The following is a 16,367-nucleotide window of genomic DNA, read 5'->3' on the forward strand; positions in this document are numbered from 1 at the left end:
AGATTATGAAATATATAGTACGTGCATCGGCCATTGCGCTGATCCTGTTTATACTTGCCAGCTGCGGCAGGAATGGTTGGCAGACAGTGGTACAGCCGACAGAGGTGTCAATCGGCGAAGCATTGAAAGACAGTCCGGTTACTTCCGAACTGCAGTTGGTGGCGCCGCACAATTTTACTCTGGCGCGGATACCCGAGGCTGTGCGCCCTTGCTGCGCTGTGGGCAATGCACAGAAGGTTCAGGTCGCAGGCCTTCAGGTACCGCTGTTTCGATACGCAAACACCCTGGAGTTAGACAGCCTTGGCGCTCATGCATATGAGGCAGGTGTTTTAAGTTACCAGCGAAAAGAGCCCGGGGGGCGCCGCGCCACTGAGGGCAACGGGCAGATCTATACCTTGCGCGGCGGCTTTATTGACCTTGCCCATGTGCGGGATACAGCGGATAACACTATCGCCCTTTTTCAAAGAATATTTCGGGATCTGGGTGAATCACAGACTATCTCCCTACCTGAAGAAATTGGCCCCAGAGAGATCCGGCTCACCGCATTTGACAGCAGTGAGTTGAGTTCGCAGCAACGATTGGAGATCAGTGCGCAACTGGCAGCACGGCAGGCGTATTTCATGGCTGAAGCTCATGAACTGGCCCAGTGGCATGGTTATCGCAGCTGGAAACCCTGGTCGGAAGCTGTATCAGCGTACTCATTCGAGGATCTGTATTCAAATATGCTGGGCGCCAAAATCGCCTATGCCCTGATCGTCAATAACCTCACCACAACCCGTGACCAGTATAACCAGCACATGACCAGTTGGCTGTATGCTGTCCTTGAGCAGCTCGGAGCGGTTGAACAGGACAGGACAGACTTGCTCTGGGATGTTGTCGATGGTCATTGGTGGGACTCCCGTAAGCCGCTGCCGGAAAAGTTTATGCTGCTGAAGCGTCATTACCAGATGGGAGACAGTCAAAGTCCCTATCTGGTACCGAGATCTCTCGCCGAAATTCACAATGGCTGGTCTGAGTTGACGGATTTTTATCTCGAACCAGCGGCTCCACTGCATTTGCGCTTGCCCCGGCAGGTGCATGGTTACCAACTGGATACTTTGGCGGTCCAATGGCTTTGGGTCGAGGCCGGGTATCAACTCTCCTTTTCCCATATTCCGAAAGATATCTGGCGTAATGGTTTTACCCAGGAGGCGTTTGGCCGAATAGCGAAAGAAAACAGGAGAGTTGACCAGATGGAACTACAAAAACAACAGAATGATTGAGATGAAAGTATTTAAAAACGCAATGTTATCGGCAGCGTTCGGGGTAAGTGTTCTGGTGTTTTTACCGGGTAACACCTTTGCATTCGGTGAAGAGGAGATGAGTGAAGGGTTTGTTTCCGACTTGCTTGAGCGGCTGGGTGCGGATGGGGAGTATGACCCTGACAAAACAATCGACTTCAGTTTTCTGCCGGGTCCATTTTACAGCCCGGATAAAGAGTTCGGCCTGGCCCTGGTCGCGGTAGGCGCCTATCAGCCGGGTGCCTATGACCCCAATACACAGCTCTCATCGCTTGTTATCACCAGTTTGGCATCAACCAACGGCTCCTATGGTCTGGAAGTATCCAACAAGAGCTTTCTCAACTCTGACAGACAGCGGCTCTATTTTGATGTGGAAATAGCCAATGAAGCCAGGGATTATTATGGAATCGGCTACCACCAGAATCGTAGCGGTGGCAATCAAACCTCAATCGATATCCAGCTCTTTCATGTGACCCCTATGTTCATGCAACGGGTTGCCCGGGACACCTATCTGGGTTTTGGTTATGACTTCAATTACCAGAAGGCCAAGGGGGTTGAGGAGAGCGGAACGGATCTGGATTTGAGTGAACTTATGAGTTCAGGTACCAGCTCAGGGCTGACCATGCTCTTATCCCATGACAGTCGAGACATGGTCACCAACGCGCATCGCGGCAGACTGGTCCAACTGGAAGGCTCCCTTTACCGTAAAGATCTCGGAAGTGACAGTAACTTTGAAGTCGTCAGGGCTGAATACAGCGATTATCAGCGAGTTGGGCAGGGCGATGATGTCGTTGCCTGGCAGGCCTTTGGCCGTTTTACCATGGGTGATGTCCCCTGGTACCAGCTTTCTACTGCAGGTGGTTCAGACCATCTTCGAGCATATCAGCAGTCACGTTACAGGGATAAACACTTCGTTATGGCCCAGGCTGAATACAGATATAATCCTGCCGGCCGACATGGACTGGTTGCCTGGGCGGGAGCGGGAGCCATTGCGCCGAGCCTTGATGAATTCCATGCAGACGAGATATTACCGACCGCAGGAGTCGGCTATCGCTTTGAAGTGAAGCCAAGAATGAATCTGCGCCTCGATCTGGGTTTCGGTGATGGGGAGAGTGGGTTCTACTTCAATATCAACGAAGCGTTTTAACCCGAGCTGGTAGACTCTATTGGAACGGTACCGTCTCAACCCCGCACTGCACTGCCGCTGGTTGTGCTGGTAAATGGTTGAGGATTTTGTCGACTTCAAGGCTTAGAGCCGGATCCTCGGACAAAAGGTGTTACTCTGGCCGGGGAGTTTTCTCCAGATGAGTAAATTCGTTGCGATCTATATACTTGCCGGGAGTGATTCCCATGTGCTTTCTGAACATGGCGACAAAGGCGCTGACGCTGTTATAACCAAGATTCAAGGCAATGAGATTGACTGATTCTCCCGAGGTCAGGCGGACGATTGCTTCCATGAGTCGCGCCTGTTGACGCCACTGTTTGAAACTCATACCGGTCTCCTGGCGAAAGAGGCGGCTCAACGTCCTGCTGGTCGCACCCGCTTTCTGGCCCCATTCTTCAAGTGTTCGAGTGTCACCTGGGTTATCGAGTAAAGCTGAGGTGATAACCTGCAACCGCCTGTCCCGGGGAGAGGGGAGCAGGAAAGGAACGGTTTCCAGTTGCTGGAGCAGGTCCAGGATAATCCCGATAACCCTTTCTTCATGACTGTCGGTGCTGTATTCAGTTGCAAAGTCAGCTGCATAAACAGTGAGTTCGCGGAGCAGGGGCGGCATTGTGACGACGGCGCATTCGTTGAGCAGGTTTGGTGCAGCCCCGGGCCGGATATAGATATTTCGGAGAGTCAGGTGGTGGGGAGATAATACCTGATGGCTGGTATTGGAAGGTATCCAGACTGCGTGCGATTGCGGCACGATCCAGGTGCCCTTTTCGGTTTTGACGGTGAGCACCCCCCTGGAGGCGTAGAAAAACTGGCAGGGGAGGTGATGGTGCATGGAGTAGTACAATCCGTCGGGATAATCTGCATACATCGACATGACCTGCCTGGAACTGCGCATCAGGATATCCGGAAAGTCGGCCCCATAAACATCTGTCTGAAAATCGATATTTTTTGTCGTCATAGCGTTAAGAGGATCTGTGGTTTTTTGCTACAGTCAACATACTTTGTGGAAATCCTCAATCCAATTTTTTGGAAAAATGCTATGAATACAAGAATTTTGAGCTTTCTTTTCGCTGGCCACATGGTGAACGACCTGCACCAGGGCGCGATCCCAGCCTTGTTACCGTTCTTGATCCTGCGGCATGATATGTCCTATTCCGCTGCGGCCGTTATTGTCTTTGCCTTCACCGGCACCGCCACCATCATGCAGCCGTTGTTCGGTTATCTGTCGGACAGGTTTGGCGGGACATGGACCATCTCCGCAGGGGTGATGCTGACCAGTCTGGGGTTTGCCCTGATAGGAGTAGCCCCGGATTATGGTTTGCTCATTGCCGCAGTGATTGTGAGCGGTCTGGGGAGTGCCCTGTTTCACCCGGATGCCGCCGGCATGGTCAATTATGCCAGCGGTGAGGCAAAGGCCACTGCCATGAGTATTTTCGGGGTGGGAGGTGTTCTGGGCTTTCTGATCGGACCGTTCGCGATAACCGCAGCGGTACTGGCATTCGGGTTGAAGGGAGTGGCGATCACCATGCTGCCCGCTTCCCTGGTGGCGGTACTCATTATCCTGCAGCATGATCGGCTGCGGCAGCTGCGGGGAGCAGTCGGCACCACCGATCAGGAGGGTGAGGGCTGCAGAAACGATAACTGGCTTGCGTTTACGGCGTTGTCGCTCACCATCATCGGCAAGTCTGTTATCTATTATGGTCTGTTTACCTTTATTCCGCTTTATTGGACCGATGTGCTCCAGCAATCGCAGATTGCAGGTGCTGCGGCGCTCACCGTTTTTTCTGCGGGTGGTGTTTTCGGCAACCTGTTGGGGGGTCGTCTTGCAGATCGGTTCGGCCACAAGAAAATCGTTGTTGGGGGGTGCTGTCTGCTGATACCTTTGCTTCCCGCACTGCTTTTGGTAGAAAATGTTTTTGCGGCAAATGTGCTGATCGCAACGGTCGGTGCGCTGCTCCTGTTCACCTATGGGCCAACTGTTGTGCTGGGACAGGAGTACCTCCCCAACCATATTGGCTTCTCGTCAGGCATGACCCTGGGGGTGGCATTTTCCATAGGTGGGATGGTGGCCCCTCTGCTGGGGAACCTGGCGGATCAGGAGGGGTTGTCCACGGCATTGAAGTCGATCATTTTCCTTCCGATCCTGGTCACGGCCATTGCCAGCACCCTGCCGACACGCAGGTCGTTACGGAAAATCTCACTTGATGGCAGGACAGGGCAAGGAGCTGTGAAGTCATGATGCCTGACAGGGAAAAGGCTCATATCTGTCGGCTATTTTGGCTTTTCCTGACAAGCTGATATACTCATCATAATTCATCCAATTAACCCCTAAGAGTACAGATAGCACCGAAAATTGAGAACCACCATTCGAACTTTTTTGCTGCTTGTAACTTTGTTGCATTCCGCACCCTATGCCAATGCGGACTGGGTGAATTTTACCGGTGCGGAAAATGCGAGGAATATTGCGGAAATTTACGTGAACCGGGATCACGTAAAAATCAAGCTGGAGATATTTGTTGAAGATTTACTGCTCTTTAAAGAGCTTATTCCAGACGAGCTGTTCCGAAAAGCTTCCCATGACAGGCCCGACCTTGGCGAACGGCTACAGCGATTTTCCGAAAAACGGTTACAGATTTCAACCGGCAGCGGTGACAGGCTGATACCCCGGATCGATCTGGTTGAGCCGAGATTGCGGGTGAAACGCACCTCGCTCTTTGCCGGTAAGCTCAACCCTTATACCCGGCGGCCGATCCCCGGCCCGCCTGACGATAAACGGGTGCTCTATGTGGAACTGACCTATCCCTTCACCCGGCGTCCGGATTCACTGACCATCATCCCTGAGCTGGATTCAAGTGGGCTGCCAATTGCCTCGATCGGTTTCATCTGTTATCACCAGGGGGTACCGGTGGTCGATTTTCGCAACCTGACGTCCAGCAACACTGTCAATCTCGACTGGGATGATCCCTGGTATTCGGCTTTTGAAAAGCGTCAGCTCAAGCGTGCGCTGCAGGCCGGGGTTCGCACCTACCTCTATATCGAGCCGTATGAAGTGCGCCACGAGATACTGGTGCGCGTCAAGGACATGATGAGCTGGCTCGACTTCAGCCTCAAGGGGAATGAGTTTATCGAAGAAGAGGAGTTCGACCGGGTTCGGCAGCAGGTCGCAAAGTTTTTTCTGGAGCGGGAAAATGTGCTGATCGACGGCAAGAGGCTCAAGCCGATACTCGACCGGACCGCCTTTGTGGAATCTTCGCCGACCTGGAGCCGTTTTATAGAGATCCCCGAGCGGTTACCGCTCAACACCGCCATGGTTGGTGTGGTCATCACCTACCTTACCAAAGGGATTCCCCAGGAAGTGGTTACCAGCTGGGATCTGTTTTCCGAGCGTGTCAATACGGTGGCTGCAGGCATGACCGATCCGGCGGGCCCCTTTCCATACTCTCTTACGCCGGATGACAATATTCTGAGGTGGAGAAACCACCTGAAGCAATACCGGATACCCACCGTGAATAGCGTTGCTGTGGCCGACAAACACAGAGGTTTTAGGCTGCCTGTAGTAAGCCTGGTCTGCGGTTTGCTGGTCATTGTGCTCTTGATTGTCGCTGTTATCAGATACCGGCAGGAGAAGAGGATCAAATATCACCTTGCTGTGATAGCTCTACTTTTACTCATCGGCGGCATCATGCTGCCCCATTTTCGAATTTACATCGGCTCCCAGGCGCGGGCGGGCTGGATCGGTTCGGAAGATGCCAGGCTGATAACCCAAAGCCTCTTGAAGAACATCTATCGGGCCTTTGATTTCAGAGACGAGGAGGATGTTTACGACAAGCTGGCAATCAGTGTCAGCGGTGAGATGCTCTCGAAGATCTATCTTGAGAGCAGAAAATCGATGGTGATCGAGCAGGCCGGAGGTGCCCAGGCGAAAATCCAGCAGGTCGAGGTGCTTGAGGCGGATGTGGTTGAGGCAGTCAGGCAGGAAGGTGAACTTGATGTCAGGACAAGGTGGACCGCCCTGGGGAAGGTGGGGCACTGGGGACATGTGCACATGCGGCAGAACGTTTATGAGGCGATCCTCACCATCGGTGCGGTGAATGGGTCCTGGAAAATCATTGGCATCGAAGTGCTGGGGGAGGAGCGGGTTGCTCCCGGGTCAACAGGCTATGAAAGACCAACGGATTGAAACGATGATTAGGCTGAACGATGTTGAATTTTCCTATCCCGGCGGAGATTTTCAGCTCTCTGTAGCAGAATTGTGTATTGATCGGGGAGAGAAACTTGCCATCATTGGGCCAAGCGGTTCGGGCAAAACTACGCTGCTGAACCTGGTTGCCGGCATCCTGCTTCCCGGGGCGGGAATGGTCACGGTAAACGGTTTTGAAACGGTTGGTGCTTCGATTTCGACGAGAAGGAATTTCCGTATAACCAATATCGGTTTTATCTTCCAGGATTTTGGACTTATCGACTATCTGAGGGTGATGGACAATATCCTTCACCCCTTTCGAGTGAGCAGTGCGCTCAAGCTGAATGCCGAGGTGCGGCAAAGAGCCCACTGGTATGCGGAGCAGTTGGGAATTGCGACAAGGCTTCATCATCACCCGGCCGATCTCTCCCATGGTGAGCGGCAGCGGGTTGCCATCTGCAGGGCACTGTTGCCGGGCCCTGAGGTAATTCTGGCCGATGAGGCGACGGGAAATCTCGATCCAGAAAATAAAAGACAGATCCTGCAGCTGTTGTTTCAGGCCGTGGACGAGCAGGGTGCCACGGTCCTGGCTGTAACCCATGATCATGAGCTGCTCCAATACTTTGACCGGGTAGTCGATTTTCGGGACTTTTTTGCCGCTAAGGAGGAGGTATGAACAGCTTCTATCTTGCCTGGCAATATCTGAAGTTCAACGCCTCCAAGTCGCTGGTTATCCTGGCTTGCATCACCATCATTGCCGTATTGCCTCTGGCGCTCGAAATTCTTCTCCAGGAGAGCGAGCGGCAGCTGGCTCTGCGCGCTGAAGCGAGCCCCCTGCTGCTCGGCATGAAGGGCAGCGCCCTGGATCTGGTGATGAATTCCCTCTATTTCAGCGATGAAGCCCCTGAGGCGATGAGCATGTCCGCAGTGGAGGAGGTGGCAGACAGCGGCCTGGCCGGCCCCATCCCGATGCATGTGATGTTTGAGGCCCGTGACTTTCCCATTGTCGGTACCTCTGTCGATTACTTTTCCTTCAGGAAGCTTGAGCTCGCCGCAGGGGATATGTTTACCATGCTGGGGCAATGCGTTATCGGCGCCGAGGTGGCCAAAAGCCTGAATCTGGCTGTGGGAGACAGCCTGGTCAGCTCCCCGGAGACCATGTTCGATATCGCCGGGGTCTATCCCCTGAAGATGCAGATCACCGGTGTGCTGGAGCCGGCCCACAGCCCGGATGACCGGGCTGTCTTCGTCGATGTCAAGACCGCCTGGGTGATCCAGGGACTTTCCCACGGCCATAAGGACGTCACCCGTACCGAAGACAGCACGGTAATCCTGAAGCGTGAGGAGCAAAACGTCACCGCCAACGCCAAGCTCATCGAGTTTACCGAGATTACCGAAGCAAACATCGGTTCATTTCATCTGCACGGCAAGCCGGACTCCCTGCCTCTCACCGCCGTGCTGGTGGTGGCCAATGACGAAAAATCGGGCACCATCCTCCGCGGCCGGTATCTGGAGCAGGAGACAACACTGCAACTGATACGGCCCAAGGATGTGGTCGATACCCTGCTGGCCACGATCTTCAAGATCCGCAATGTGCTCGATGCGGTCATCCTGCTGGTCGGAATCGCCACCATGCTGGCTCTGCTCCTCGTTTTCTCTCTGTCGTTGAGGCTGCGCGAAAAAGAGATCGAGGTCATATCCAAACTTGGCTGCAGCAGGATGACCACCGTGAAATTGCTGGGCGCCGAGATAGTTTTGCTGATTCTGGGCAGTTCTCTGGTCAGTGCAGTTATCCTGACGGCGATCAGACAGTATGACCAGGTACTGGTAACCAATATGTTCATTTAATAATAGCTCAAAGAGGAACAACGCCATGGCCAAAGCATGTACTCTGCTCCTGTTTCTGTTTTCCGTGTTTTTGCCTGTTGCAGGTCACGCCGAAGCACGACTGCAGGTGTATGTCGTCAACTATCCGCTCGCCTATTTTGCCGAGCGTATCGGCGGCGCCAATGTCGAGGTCGTGTTTCCGGCACCTGCCGGAATCGATCCGGCTTTCTGGCTGCCGGATAAGGCGACAATCAGCAGCTACCAGAATGCCGATCTCATCATTCTAAACGGCGCCGGGTATGCAAAATGGCTTGATAATGTCAGCCTGCCGATGCTGCGCACCATCGATAGTTCCAGGCAATTCCGGGACAAGCTCGTCGAGACCGAGTCCACCGTGACCCACAGTCACGGACCCGGAGGCGAGCATTCCCACACCGGCACGGCGTTTACCACCTGGCTCGATTTCTCCCAGGCGGTGATGCAGGCGGAGTCGGTTTACCAGGCTTTTGCCCGCAAAGATCCGGCGAATAAGGCAGAGTATGCGGCGAATTTTGGCAGCTTGAAAGAGGAATTGCAGGAGCTGGACCGGCGTATGACCGCTGCCTTTGCGAAAAGTGATGGGGTGCCGTTACTCGGTTCCCATCCGGTCTACCAGTACCTTGCCCGACGCTATGACTTGAACCTGGAGATGATGATGTGGGAGCCGGGCGAGGAGCCTGGGGCTGGAGAATGGCAAAAGCTTGAACAGCTGCTTGCGCATCATCCGGCGAAAGCGATGCTCTGGGAAGATACGCCCCTGGCGGAGTCGGGGCAGCGGCTGGCGGAGCTGGGGGTTGAAAGTCTGGTATTTTGCCCCTGTTTTGCCCGACCGGTAGAGGGGGATTTTCTTTCGGTTATGAGCAGCAATGTGGCAAATATCGAATGGTTATTGGGGGTGGCAGCTGAGTGACTCGTGTTTCTGTCGGTTCACCTTACGAAACTGGCATCAAGCCTTGAGGAAGGAAGCTTGATGCCAGTTACTTGTCGTTGATTATAGGCTATTTCTTCACATCAGCGGGATAGGTGAACTCCCGTCCCAGTTTCTCGCTTGCCTCCTGGTAAATCGGCCGCAGTACATCGTCCACGTCCCACACCCCTTCGGCGATAAAAGGGCTGAAGTCCAGACTGTCCACACCCAGCTTTTGGGCCTGCGCTTGCCTGTCTTCAGGTTTTGGTGGTTCGGCCGGGCTGGTCAGGGGCGGTGCCCAGGTATGGTGGTCGACTTCGGCCATGCGCACCCGGATCTCATCCTTGGTCACATTCCACACCATGTAGTCTTCGGCCAGGCTTAACGGACCATCGTAGGTTTTGCGGATGCGTTCATAGACGGCGGCGGTGGTGTCGAAGTCCTTGAAGAAATGGTAGGCGATCGCCATGCGCGGCTTTAACTCGCTCATGATTTTGCCGAAAGCCTCCGGCGCGGTATGTACCTGGGTGCCGACCAGCAGCGCCGATTCAGGCGTGAAGAACATCTTGGTTACCAGGTCGGGCACCGCGACGAAGCACTCGTGCACCACCAGGTCGGCATCTTGGGCGTACTCGATAAACCACTTGTTGGGGTAGGTATCGCTGGAAAAGACAAACTTCAATCCGTTCCATTCCAGACTGTAACTAACCGAGCCGTCTATTGCATGGATGGCAGGGAAAGAACGTATCGTCACCCCGTTATCTTCATAGACCACAGTGTTTTCGCCTTTATAATCGAACTCATTCACCTCAAGCTTGTAACCACGAAAATCGATTAATCCGACTCTGCCGGCCAGATCCCAGGTGAGCATTTTCAGCATACTGTCCATGGCATACTGGGTACCCAGTTCGGGTGAGGCACCGTTTGGGCCCCATATTTGCAATGGCACGTTGCGACCCATCAAGGCCCCACCGATGAACAGGTCATGCAGCGCACCGAAATGGTCGGTGTGCAGATGACCTATGAAGACCTTGTCGAGATAGTTGTAGGGGATCTGCAGGGAGCTGATCCTTTCGGCGGAGCCGGAGCCGATATCAAACAGGAACTTGTCGCCGTTGCCCAACTCCACCAGGAAGCAGGCGGCCGCCTGGGCGGCGCGGGTGGTGGGCATACCTGTACCGCAGGCTACGACCCGCATTTCATCAGGGGCCAGATCTTCGCTATTCGGGTAGTACGTGTCCCGCTTCCGGGCCTTGGTCGGTGATACCTCCATCTCATTTCCCTGTTTTTCTTCCGCAAGCGCATGTTGTGGTCCCATGCGGGGGGAAGTTCCGTTGATGCCGTCTGAATGGCCGAACCAATAGCCGATCGAGATGAGAAATAGGGCTATGGTTGGTAGCAGGAACTTTTTCATGGCCGTTATCTCCCTATTTATAGTGTAAAAACATTTTCCTGGTCCAGGTCATGTCACCAAGGTGAGAAAGTTGCCAGCCAGCGGTGTCTGACCTCAGGGACCATGAAATACAGATAAAACTGTATGCTTCAGTTTAGCAATGGGAGTGAGGAATGGCAAATGTGGGGAGGGGTGCGGGGTGGTGTATTCATACGACGCATCGACTATGGAGCAATAGCTGATGCCTTGCTTTAAGGAGAGGCATATTTTGAATAATGACAAAACCTGATGGTGTGTTTGATTGTCAGGTTAAGGTGGAGAAAGTGGGTTCGGCAAAACGTGGTGATTGGCGGATGAACTGGTTTGTTCCAACAGATGCCTGTAGAAATAGTGTCACTATTTCAGGATATTCTATCAAATGAGGCTGGAGGAGAGAAATGAAGCGGATTATTTTGGGACTTTTGGCGCCGCTATTGATCTGGTGCGGTACCACAGCCTCGGTACAGGCAGGCTCCGACCGGCGCTCGAACGAATGGCACTACATGTTGGCGCCGATGTTTCTTTGGGGCATAAGTGTCGACGGTACCGCCCAGATCGGGCCGGTGGAGGCACCTCTTGACCTGGATTTCACAGACAATGTCCTGGAAAATCTGGGTGCGGTATTTACCGTGCATTTCGAGGCTCATAAAAACGATCTGGTGCTCTTTTCCGAGTACCAGTATGTGAAGCTGGAGCCGGGCGCGTCAACACCGGGTGGAGGAACCGTAGATATAGATTTTACTATCCAGGCGGGTGAACTGGGCACTGGTTACCGGGTGGCCACCTGGGGGAATACTGAAGTAGAGCCGATTGTCGGGGCGCGCTGGGCCTATCAGAAACTTGAAACCAAGGCCGGCAGCGGAGTGGAACTGATCAGCGCCAAGGAAGACTGGTGGGATGTCTTTGGCGGCATAAGGCTTTGGACGTATTTCAATGAGGAGTGGACGCTGCTCAGCCGGTTGGACATCGGAGCCGGTGATTCAGATTTCGTCTGGAACGCGAGTTTGATACTGGATTACCGGTTCAATGACTGGGGAGCCGTCTTTTTCGGCTACCGCTGGCTCGATTACGATTTTGACAGCGGCTCGGGAAGGGACACCTATGCCTATGATGCACTGCAGCAGGGGCCTTTGGCCGGTCTGCAGATTCATTGGTAAGGGCGGTTTGGTGGAACCAGAAGGTACTGTCCGGAATCGGCAAACCTGCTATTTTCTCTTGCATGAAGGTCTGGGCGCAGGTGCGAAAACAGCTTTTTGTTCAGCTTCGAGCTATAGAATTCCCCGCCTGATCGCAAACTCCATGCCACGAATTTCCGCCAGACCTTTCAGGCGGCCAATTGCGGAATAGCCAGGGTTGATCTGTTTGCTCAGGTCATCGAGCATCTGGTGACCGTGATCAGGGCGCATCGGTATCGGCCTGATGTCACCGGCCGAGGACCGGTGCTGCTCTTCAGCAACCAGCAGTCTGATGATGGCAAACATATCCACATTGCCCTCGAGATGGGAGGCTTCGTGAAAGGAGTTCGAATTCTTTTCTCGTTGTGTCGATCGAAGATGGGCGAAGTGAATTCGTGAAGCGTATCGATTAATTATTTCAGGTAGATCATTGTCTTCCCTGACCCCGAAAGATCCTGTGCACATGGTCAAGCCGTTGGCTGGGCTGGGAACCGCTGAAAAGAGCCAATCAATATCTTCAAGGGTGGAGACTATTCTCGGCAGGCCCAGGATAGGTCTGGGAGGATCGTCCGGATGGATGGCGAGGCGGACCCCCACCTCTTCACAGGCAGGGACAATCTCCTCAAGAAAGCATTGCAGGTTATAGCAAAGCGTTGCTTTGGTGATTGTATCGTATCTTTGCAACTGCACCCTGAATTGCTGGAGAGTGTACCCTTCTTCGGCACCCGGCAGGCCGGCGATTATCGTGGCGGTCAGCTTTTCTCTCTCTTCTGCTGACAGGCCGAGGTGATAGGTTTCAGCGAGGTGTATCTCTTTTTCACTGTAGTTTGCCTCAGCACCTTTGCGACGGAGAATGAAAAGCTCGAAGGCGGCCAGTGCGATGTGATCGAAACGCAGGGTTTTGGCACCGTTGGGCAACTGATATGCCAGATCGGTTCTGGTCCAGTCGACCACCGGCATGAAGTTGTAGCAGATCGTATCGATGCCGCAGTGCGCCAGGTTGCGAAGGGTTTGCCGGTAATTGGTGATCCACTGGACGCAGTCGCCGGAGCGGGTCTTGATCTCTTCGTGAACCGGAACGCTTTCCACTACCGACCATTTGAACCCTTCGCCTGCGAGCTGTTTCTGCCGCAGCCGGATCTCGTCTATGTGCCAGATTGCGCCGTTAGGGATATGGTGCAGGGCGGTGACGATACCGGTTGCCCCGGCTTGCCGAATATCCTTTAAGCTGACCGGGTCTTGCGGTCCGTACCAACGCCAGGTCTGTTCCATGGGGCACCACCTTCAACCCGGATATCGGGTTTGGTCTGATGATTATCGCAAAGAGCAGCGCAACAATGGAGAATGCTCCGCTGCTGTCGGGCCGGTTATGATTAAATATTGTGTGCCAGGTAGCCGCCATCGACAGGAATGGAGACTCCGGTCACAAATCCGGATGCCGCCTCACTGGCGAGAAAGATGGTGGCGCCGGCGAGTTCCTTCACATCCCCGAAACGTCCATAAGGGGTGTGATCGATTACCGACCTGCCCCGGGCGGTATAGTCACCGGTCTCCTGATCCACCAGCAGCGCCTTGTTCTGCTTGCCCAGAAAAAAGCCGGGAGCGATAGCGTTGACCCTTATTCCGTGTGGCGCGAATTCGTTGGCGGAAGCTACAGTCAGATTGAGGGTAGCGGATTTTGCCGCGTCATAGGCCCAGACACCGGATAGCGGATTGTAAGAAGCCATGGAGGTCAGGTTGATGATGCAGCCGCGTACCCCGGCATTGATCCAGTACTTTGCAACAATTTTGGTCGGGATCATCAGGCCGGCCAGCAGGTTCATGTGCAGCACCTTCTTGAAAGTCTCCATGTCGGTGTCGATGAAGGAAGACTTGCCGATATTACCACCCACCCCGTTAATCAGGATATCAACCTGGCCGAATCGTTCAACCGCTCCGGCAAGTGCGTCTTCAACCTGTCCCTCCTCACCTGCGTCGACCTGTTGCCCGAATATGGAGTCTTTGTTTCCGGCGATTTCTGCCAGATGCTCTACTGCGTTGTTTATTGACTCTTCAGACCGGCTCCAGACCACGATGTTGGCTCCGGCCCTGAGCAGGGTTTCTGACATCAGGAGACCGATTGCGCCGGCCCCTCCGGAAATAATGGCCGTTTTACCGGCAAGTGAAAACATTTCTTCGATATAGCTCATAATTATACCCCTGAACATTCAATGTTTGAATATGGCCACGACTGGTTGTGGTGTTTGCATAAACATAAAACGATGGCGTTGGCGGTCGCTCTGTAATTGATGAAGTAGCTTTACTACATAATATGGTGGTCAGCAATTTTCCTGGTGGCGATTGAGTAGTATAGTATTGTATACATAACTAAAATTTCATGAATTAATGTAAGATTCATGCAGGAATTACCTGTAATCTAACAAAAATGCTCGGAAAGCATGTAGTAAAACAATTTATTGGGTTGACATTAGTATATTGTTAGTAGTATTACTACAAAAAAATGAGGGGTCACGTATGGATGATTTGTTAAAGAAAATTACAACAGTGTTTGACGAGCTCAACCCGTCTGAGGGAAAGGTCGCCAGGTATGTGCTGAACGCGCCGGATCAGGTGATACACCTCTCAATTGCCAACCTTGCCGCCAAGTCAAAAGTGAGTGAGCCAACGGTTATGCGTTTCTGCCGGTCACTGGGTTGTAAGGGATACCAGGATTTCAAGCTGGAGCTTGCTGTCTCTCTTGCCGGTGACACCCCCTATGTACACACCTCGATAGAGCCCGAAGATTCGACCTCGCAGATGGCAGAAAAGATCTGCCAGTATTCCTCCAACTCGTTGCGAGTGCTCTATGAATCGTTGGACATGACGGCCATTGACCGGACAATCGATATTCTGAATAACGCTTCCCGCATAGAGATTTACGGTTCGGGCGCATCAGGTATTGTTGCCCTTGACGCACAGCACAAACTGTTCCGGACCAAAGTGCCCACCGTGGCATATCGCGACAGTCATCTGCAGCTGATGTCCGCTTCAAGCCTTGATGAGAACAGCGTTGCCCTGGCATTTTCCTATACGGGTGAGTCGCTCAATATCATTGAAGCAGCCAAGCTGGCAAGGGAGCAGGGGGCCACAGTGGTTGGCGTCACCTGTGCCGGCTCCCCTCTTACCGATTATTGCGACCCGGTGATCAACAACCCGAAGCTGGAAGATACCAAGCTCTTTGCGCCAATGGTGTCCCGTATCTGCCAGTTGGCGATTGTGGATATCCTGGCCACAGGCATTGCCATGAAGAAAGGTCAGGTAGCCTGGGAGCATATGAAAAAGATCAAGGAGAGCATCAACATGCTCCGCCCACCGAAACCCCTGGGAAAATGAGGGATTGATGCACATGGAGCCACAGCAGACAATTTCAATCGCCCTGATTGGCGAATGCATGGTTGAGTTGCAGGAGATAGAACCTGGCCGCACCCAGCAGACATTTGGCGGTGATACGCTCAATAGCGCGGTGTATATGGCCAGGCTGGCCCGGTTTACCCCCTTGCGTATTGAATACGTCACCGCGCTCGGTACGGATCGATTCAGCGACAAAATGATGGAATTCTGGGAAGCCGAAGGGGTCGGCAGCGATCTTGTCGTGCGGCGTGAGGGCGAGATGCCGGGCTTGTATTACATCCAGCTGGATGAGACAGGCGAGAGAACCTTCAGCTACTGGCGGGGAGAGGCGGCCGCGAAAAGATGCTTCGAGTCGGCGGATAGCGACAGGGTGCTGGCAGCATTGGCCGATTTCGACAGTATCTACCTGAGCGGCATCAGCGTTGCCATCCTCACCGAGACCAGCAGAAATCGGCTCTTTACCCGATTGAAGGAGTTGGCGACCGCAGGCGTAAGGATATTTTTTGACTACAACTATCGACCTAAACTCTGGACGAATATTGATGCCGCGAAAAGAGCCTACGAGACCATCCTGCCCTGTTGTGAGACTGTTTTCGTAGGTCTGGATGAACTGGCTGAGATCCATGGTGTGAGCGAAGAGGAAGCGGGCCATCGTTTTCTGGCGGAGTGCGGGGTCGGCGAATCGGTCATCCGGTGTGGCGGTGGCGTCTGCACCATTCGGAGGGACGGTACTTCTTATGAAGTGCCGGCGGAAAAGGTTGAGCAGGTGGTTGATACCACGGCCGCCGGCGATTCATTCAGTGGCACCTATGTGGTGGCGAGACTGGCTGGTCGGGACGTCGTGGATTCGGCCCGGCTGGCTCATAGAATGGCGTCGTATGTAATTGGACATAAGGGCGCAATTGCACCGGCAGGTGCAATGCCGGACTTCAGTGATCTGAAGCAGGCATGAGGTGAGGGGCTGCTGCCCCATTG

Annotated in this window: 13 protein-coding genes and 1 pseudogene; 10 read left to right on the plus strand and 4 right to left on the minus strand. The window is 53.6% G+C overall.

Features of this window, described 5'->3' with window-relative positions; all coding sequences use genetic code 11:
- Positions 1-5 precede the first annotated feature (5 nt).
- Both ACN5NT_RS02200 and ACN5NT_RS02205 read left to right on the plus strand, forming a co-directional pair.
- Positions 6-1,262 carry a DUF4056 domain-containing protein gene (locus tag ACN5NT_RS02200; protein ID WP_419174322.1) on the plus strand — a complete coding sequence of 419 codons (1,257 nt, stop codon included), beginning with the start codon at positions 6-8 and terminating at the stop codon, positions 1,260-1,262.
- Between the two features lies 1 nt (position 1,263).
- Complete coding sequence (locus ACN5NT_RS02205) at positions 1,264-2,427, plus strand: BamA/TamA family outer membrane protein (RefSeq protein WP_419174323.1); 1,164 nt, start codon at positions 1,264-1,266, stop codon at positions 2,425-2,427.
- A gap of 130 nt (positions 2,428-2,557) precedes the next feature.
- On the opposite strand, the gene ACN5NT_RS02210 is transcribed toward ACN5NT_RS02205, so the two are convergent.
- Positions 2,558-3,400 carry an AraC family transcriptional regulator gene (locus ACN5NT_RS02210; RefSeq protein ID WP_419174324.1) on the minus strand — a complete coding sequence of 281 codons (843 nt, stop codon included), beginning with the start codon at positions 3,398-3,400 and terminating at the stop codon, positions 2,558-2,560.
- An 81-nt stretch (positions 3,401-3,481) separates the two neighbouring features.
- On the opposite strand from ACN5NT_RS02210, the gene ACN5NT_RS02215 reads away from it, so the two are divergent.
- The 5 genes and pseudogenes from ACN5NT_RS02215 to ACN5NT_RS02235 all read left to right on the plus strand — a co-directional run bounded on the left by ACN5NT_RS02215 (position 3,482) and on the right by ACN5NT_RS02235 (position 9,398).
- Complete coding sequence (locus ACN5NT_RS02215; protein WP_419174325.1) at positions 3,482-4,681, plus strand: MFS transporter; 1,200 nt, start codon at positions 3,482-3,484, stop codon at positions 4,679-4,681.
- A 114-nt stretch (positions 4,682-4,795) separates the two neighbouring features.
- Positions 4,796-6,622, plus strand: coding sequence for a hypothetical protein (locus ACN5NT_RS02220; protein WP_419174326.1), 1,827 nt, complete (start codon positions 4,796-4,798; stop codon positions 6,620-6,622).
- A gap of 46 nt (positions 6,623-6,668) precedes the next feature.
- Positions 6,669-7,298: pseudogene (locus ACN5NT_RS02225) on the plus strand (ABC transporter ATP-binding protein); the annotation flags it as partial.
- Complete coding sequence (locus tag ACN5NT_RS02230) at positions 7,295-8,470, plus strand: ABC transporter permease (RefSeq protein WP_419174327.1); 1,176 nt, start codon at positions 7,295-7,297, stop codon at positions 8,468-8,470. The pseudogene ACN5NT_RS02225 and the gene ACN5NT_RS02230, both read left to right, overlap by 4 nt.
- 25 nt (positions 8,471-8,495) lie before the next feature.
- Entirely contained in the window at positions 8,496-9,398 is a 903-nt protein-coding gene (locus ACN5NT_RS02235) for a metal ABC transporter substrate-binding protein (protein ID WP_419174328.1), read from the plus strand.
- A gap of 88 nt (positions 9,399-9,486) precedes the next feature.
- Here the strand turns inward: ACN5NT_RS02235 and gntH are convergent, their stop codons facing one another.
- Entirely contained in the window at positions 9,487-10,809 is a 1,323-nt protein-coding gene (gene gntH, locus ACN5NT_RS02240; protein ID WP_419174329.1) for a guanitoxin biosynthesis MBL fold metallo-hydrolase GntH, read from the minus strand.
- Positions 10,810-11,225: 416 nt separating this feature from the next.
- On the opposite strand from gntH, the gene ACN5NT_RS02245 reads away from it, so the two are divergent.
- Positions 11,226-11,984, plus strand: a complete 759-nt coding sequence (locus tag ACN5NT_RS02245) for a hypothetical protein (RefSeq protein ID WP_419174330.1) — start codon at positions 11,226-11,228, stop codon at positions 11,982-11,984.
- 111 nt (positions 11,985-12,095) lie between these two features.
- On the opposite strand, the gene uxuA is transcribed toward ACN5NT_RS02245, so the two are convergent.
- Both uxuA and ACN5NT_RS02255 read right to left on the minus strand, forming a co-directional pair.
- Entirely contained in the window at positions 12,096-13,274 is a 1,179-nt protein-coding gene (gene uxuA, locus ACN5NT_RS02250; protein WP_419174331.1) for a mannonate dehydratase, read from the minus strand.
- Between the two features lie 101 nt (positions 13,275-13,375).
- Complete coding sequence (locus ACN5NT_RS02255) at positions 13,376-14,191, minus strand: SDR family oxidoreductase (RefSeq protein ID WP_419174332.1); 816 nt, start codon at positions 14,189-14,191, stop codon at positions 13,376-13,378.
- Between the two features lie 325 nt (positions 14,192-14,516).
- Between ACN5NT_RS02255 and hexR the strand changes: the two genes are divergently transcribed.
- Together hexR and ACN5NT_RS02265 are read left to right on the plus strand one after the other, a co-directional pair.
- Entirely contained in the window at positions 14,517-15,374 is an 858-nt protein-coding gene (hexR, locus tag ACN5NT_RS02260; RefSeq protein ID WP_419174333.1) for a transcriptional regulator HexR, read from the plus strand.
- 7 nt (positions 15,375-15,381) lie between these two features.
- Positions 15,382-16,344 carry a sugar kinase gene (locus ACN5NT_RS02265; RefSeq protein WP_419174334.1) on the plus strand — a complete coding sequence of 321 codons (963 nt, stop codon included), beginning with the start codon at positions 15,382-15,384 and terminating at the stop codon, positions 16,342-16,344.
- Positions 16,345-16,367: the final 23 nt, after the last annotated feature.

Source organism: Desulfosediminicola sp. (assembly GCF_048381775.1).
In the GTDB taxonomy this organism is placed as follows: domain Bacteria; phylum Desulfobacterota; class Desulfobulbia; order Desulfobulbales; family Desulfocapsaceae; genus Desulfopila; species Desulfopila ganghwensis.

Bases quoted from the DNA above. Each gene is read 5' to 3' on its own strand.
- ACN5NT_RS02200 (WP_419174322.1), top strand. From the start codon at position 6: ATGAAATATATAGTACGTGCATCGGCCATTGCGCTGATCCTGTTTATA.
- ACN5NT_RS02205 (WP_419174323.1), top strand. From the start codon at position 1,264: ATGAAAGTATTTAAAAACGCAATGTTATCGGCAGCGTTCGGGGTAAGT.
- ACN5NT_RS02210 (WP_419174324.1), bottom strand. From the start codon at position 3,400: ATGACGACAAAAAATATCGATTTTCAGACAGATGTTTATGGGGCCGAC.
- ACN5NT_RS02215 (WP_419174325.1), top strand. From the start codon at position 3,482: ATGAATACAAGAATTTTGAGCTTTCTTTTCGCTGGCCACATGGTGAAC.
- ACN5NT_RS02230 (WP_419174327.1), top strand. From the start codon at position 7,295: ATGAACAGCTTCTATCTTGCCTGGCAATATCTGAAGTTCAACGCCTCC.
- ACN5NT_RS02235 (WP_419174328.1), top strand. From the start codon at position 8,496: ATGGCCAAAGCATGTACTCTGCTCCTGTTTCTGTTTTCCGTGTTTTTG.
- gntH (WP_419174329.1), bottom strand. From the start codon at position 10,809: ATGAAAAAGTTCCTGCTACCAACCATAGCCCTATTTCTCATCTCGATC.
- ACN5NT_RS02245 (WP_419174330.1), top strand. From the start codon at position 11,226: ATGAAGCGGATTATTTTGGGACTTTTGGCGCCGCTATTGATCTGGTGC.
- uxuA (WP_419174331.1), bottom strand. From the start codon at position 13,274: ATGGAACAGACCTGGCGTTGGTACGGACCGCAAGACCCGGTCAGCTTA.
- ACN5NT_RS02255 (WP_419174332.1), bottom strand. From the start codon at position 14,191: ATGAGCTATATCGAAGAAATGTTTTCACTTGCCGGTAAAACGGCCATT.
- hexR (WP_419174333.1), top strand. From the start codon at position 14,517: ATGGATGATTTGTTAAAGAAAATTACAACAGTGTTTGACGAGCTCAAC.
- ACN5NT_RS02265 (WP_419174334.1), top strand. From the start codon at position 15,382: ATGCACATGGAGCCACAGCAGACAATTTCAATCGCCCTGATTGGCGAA.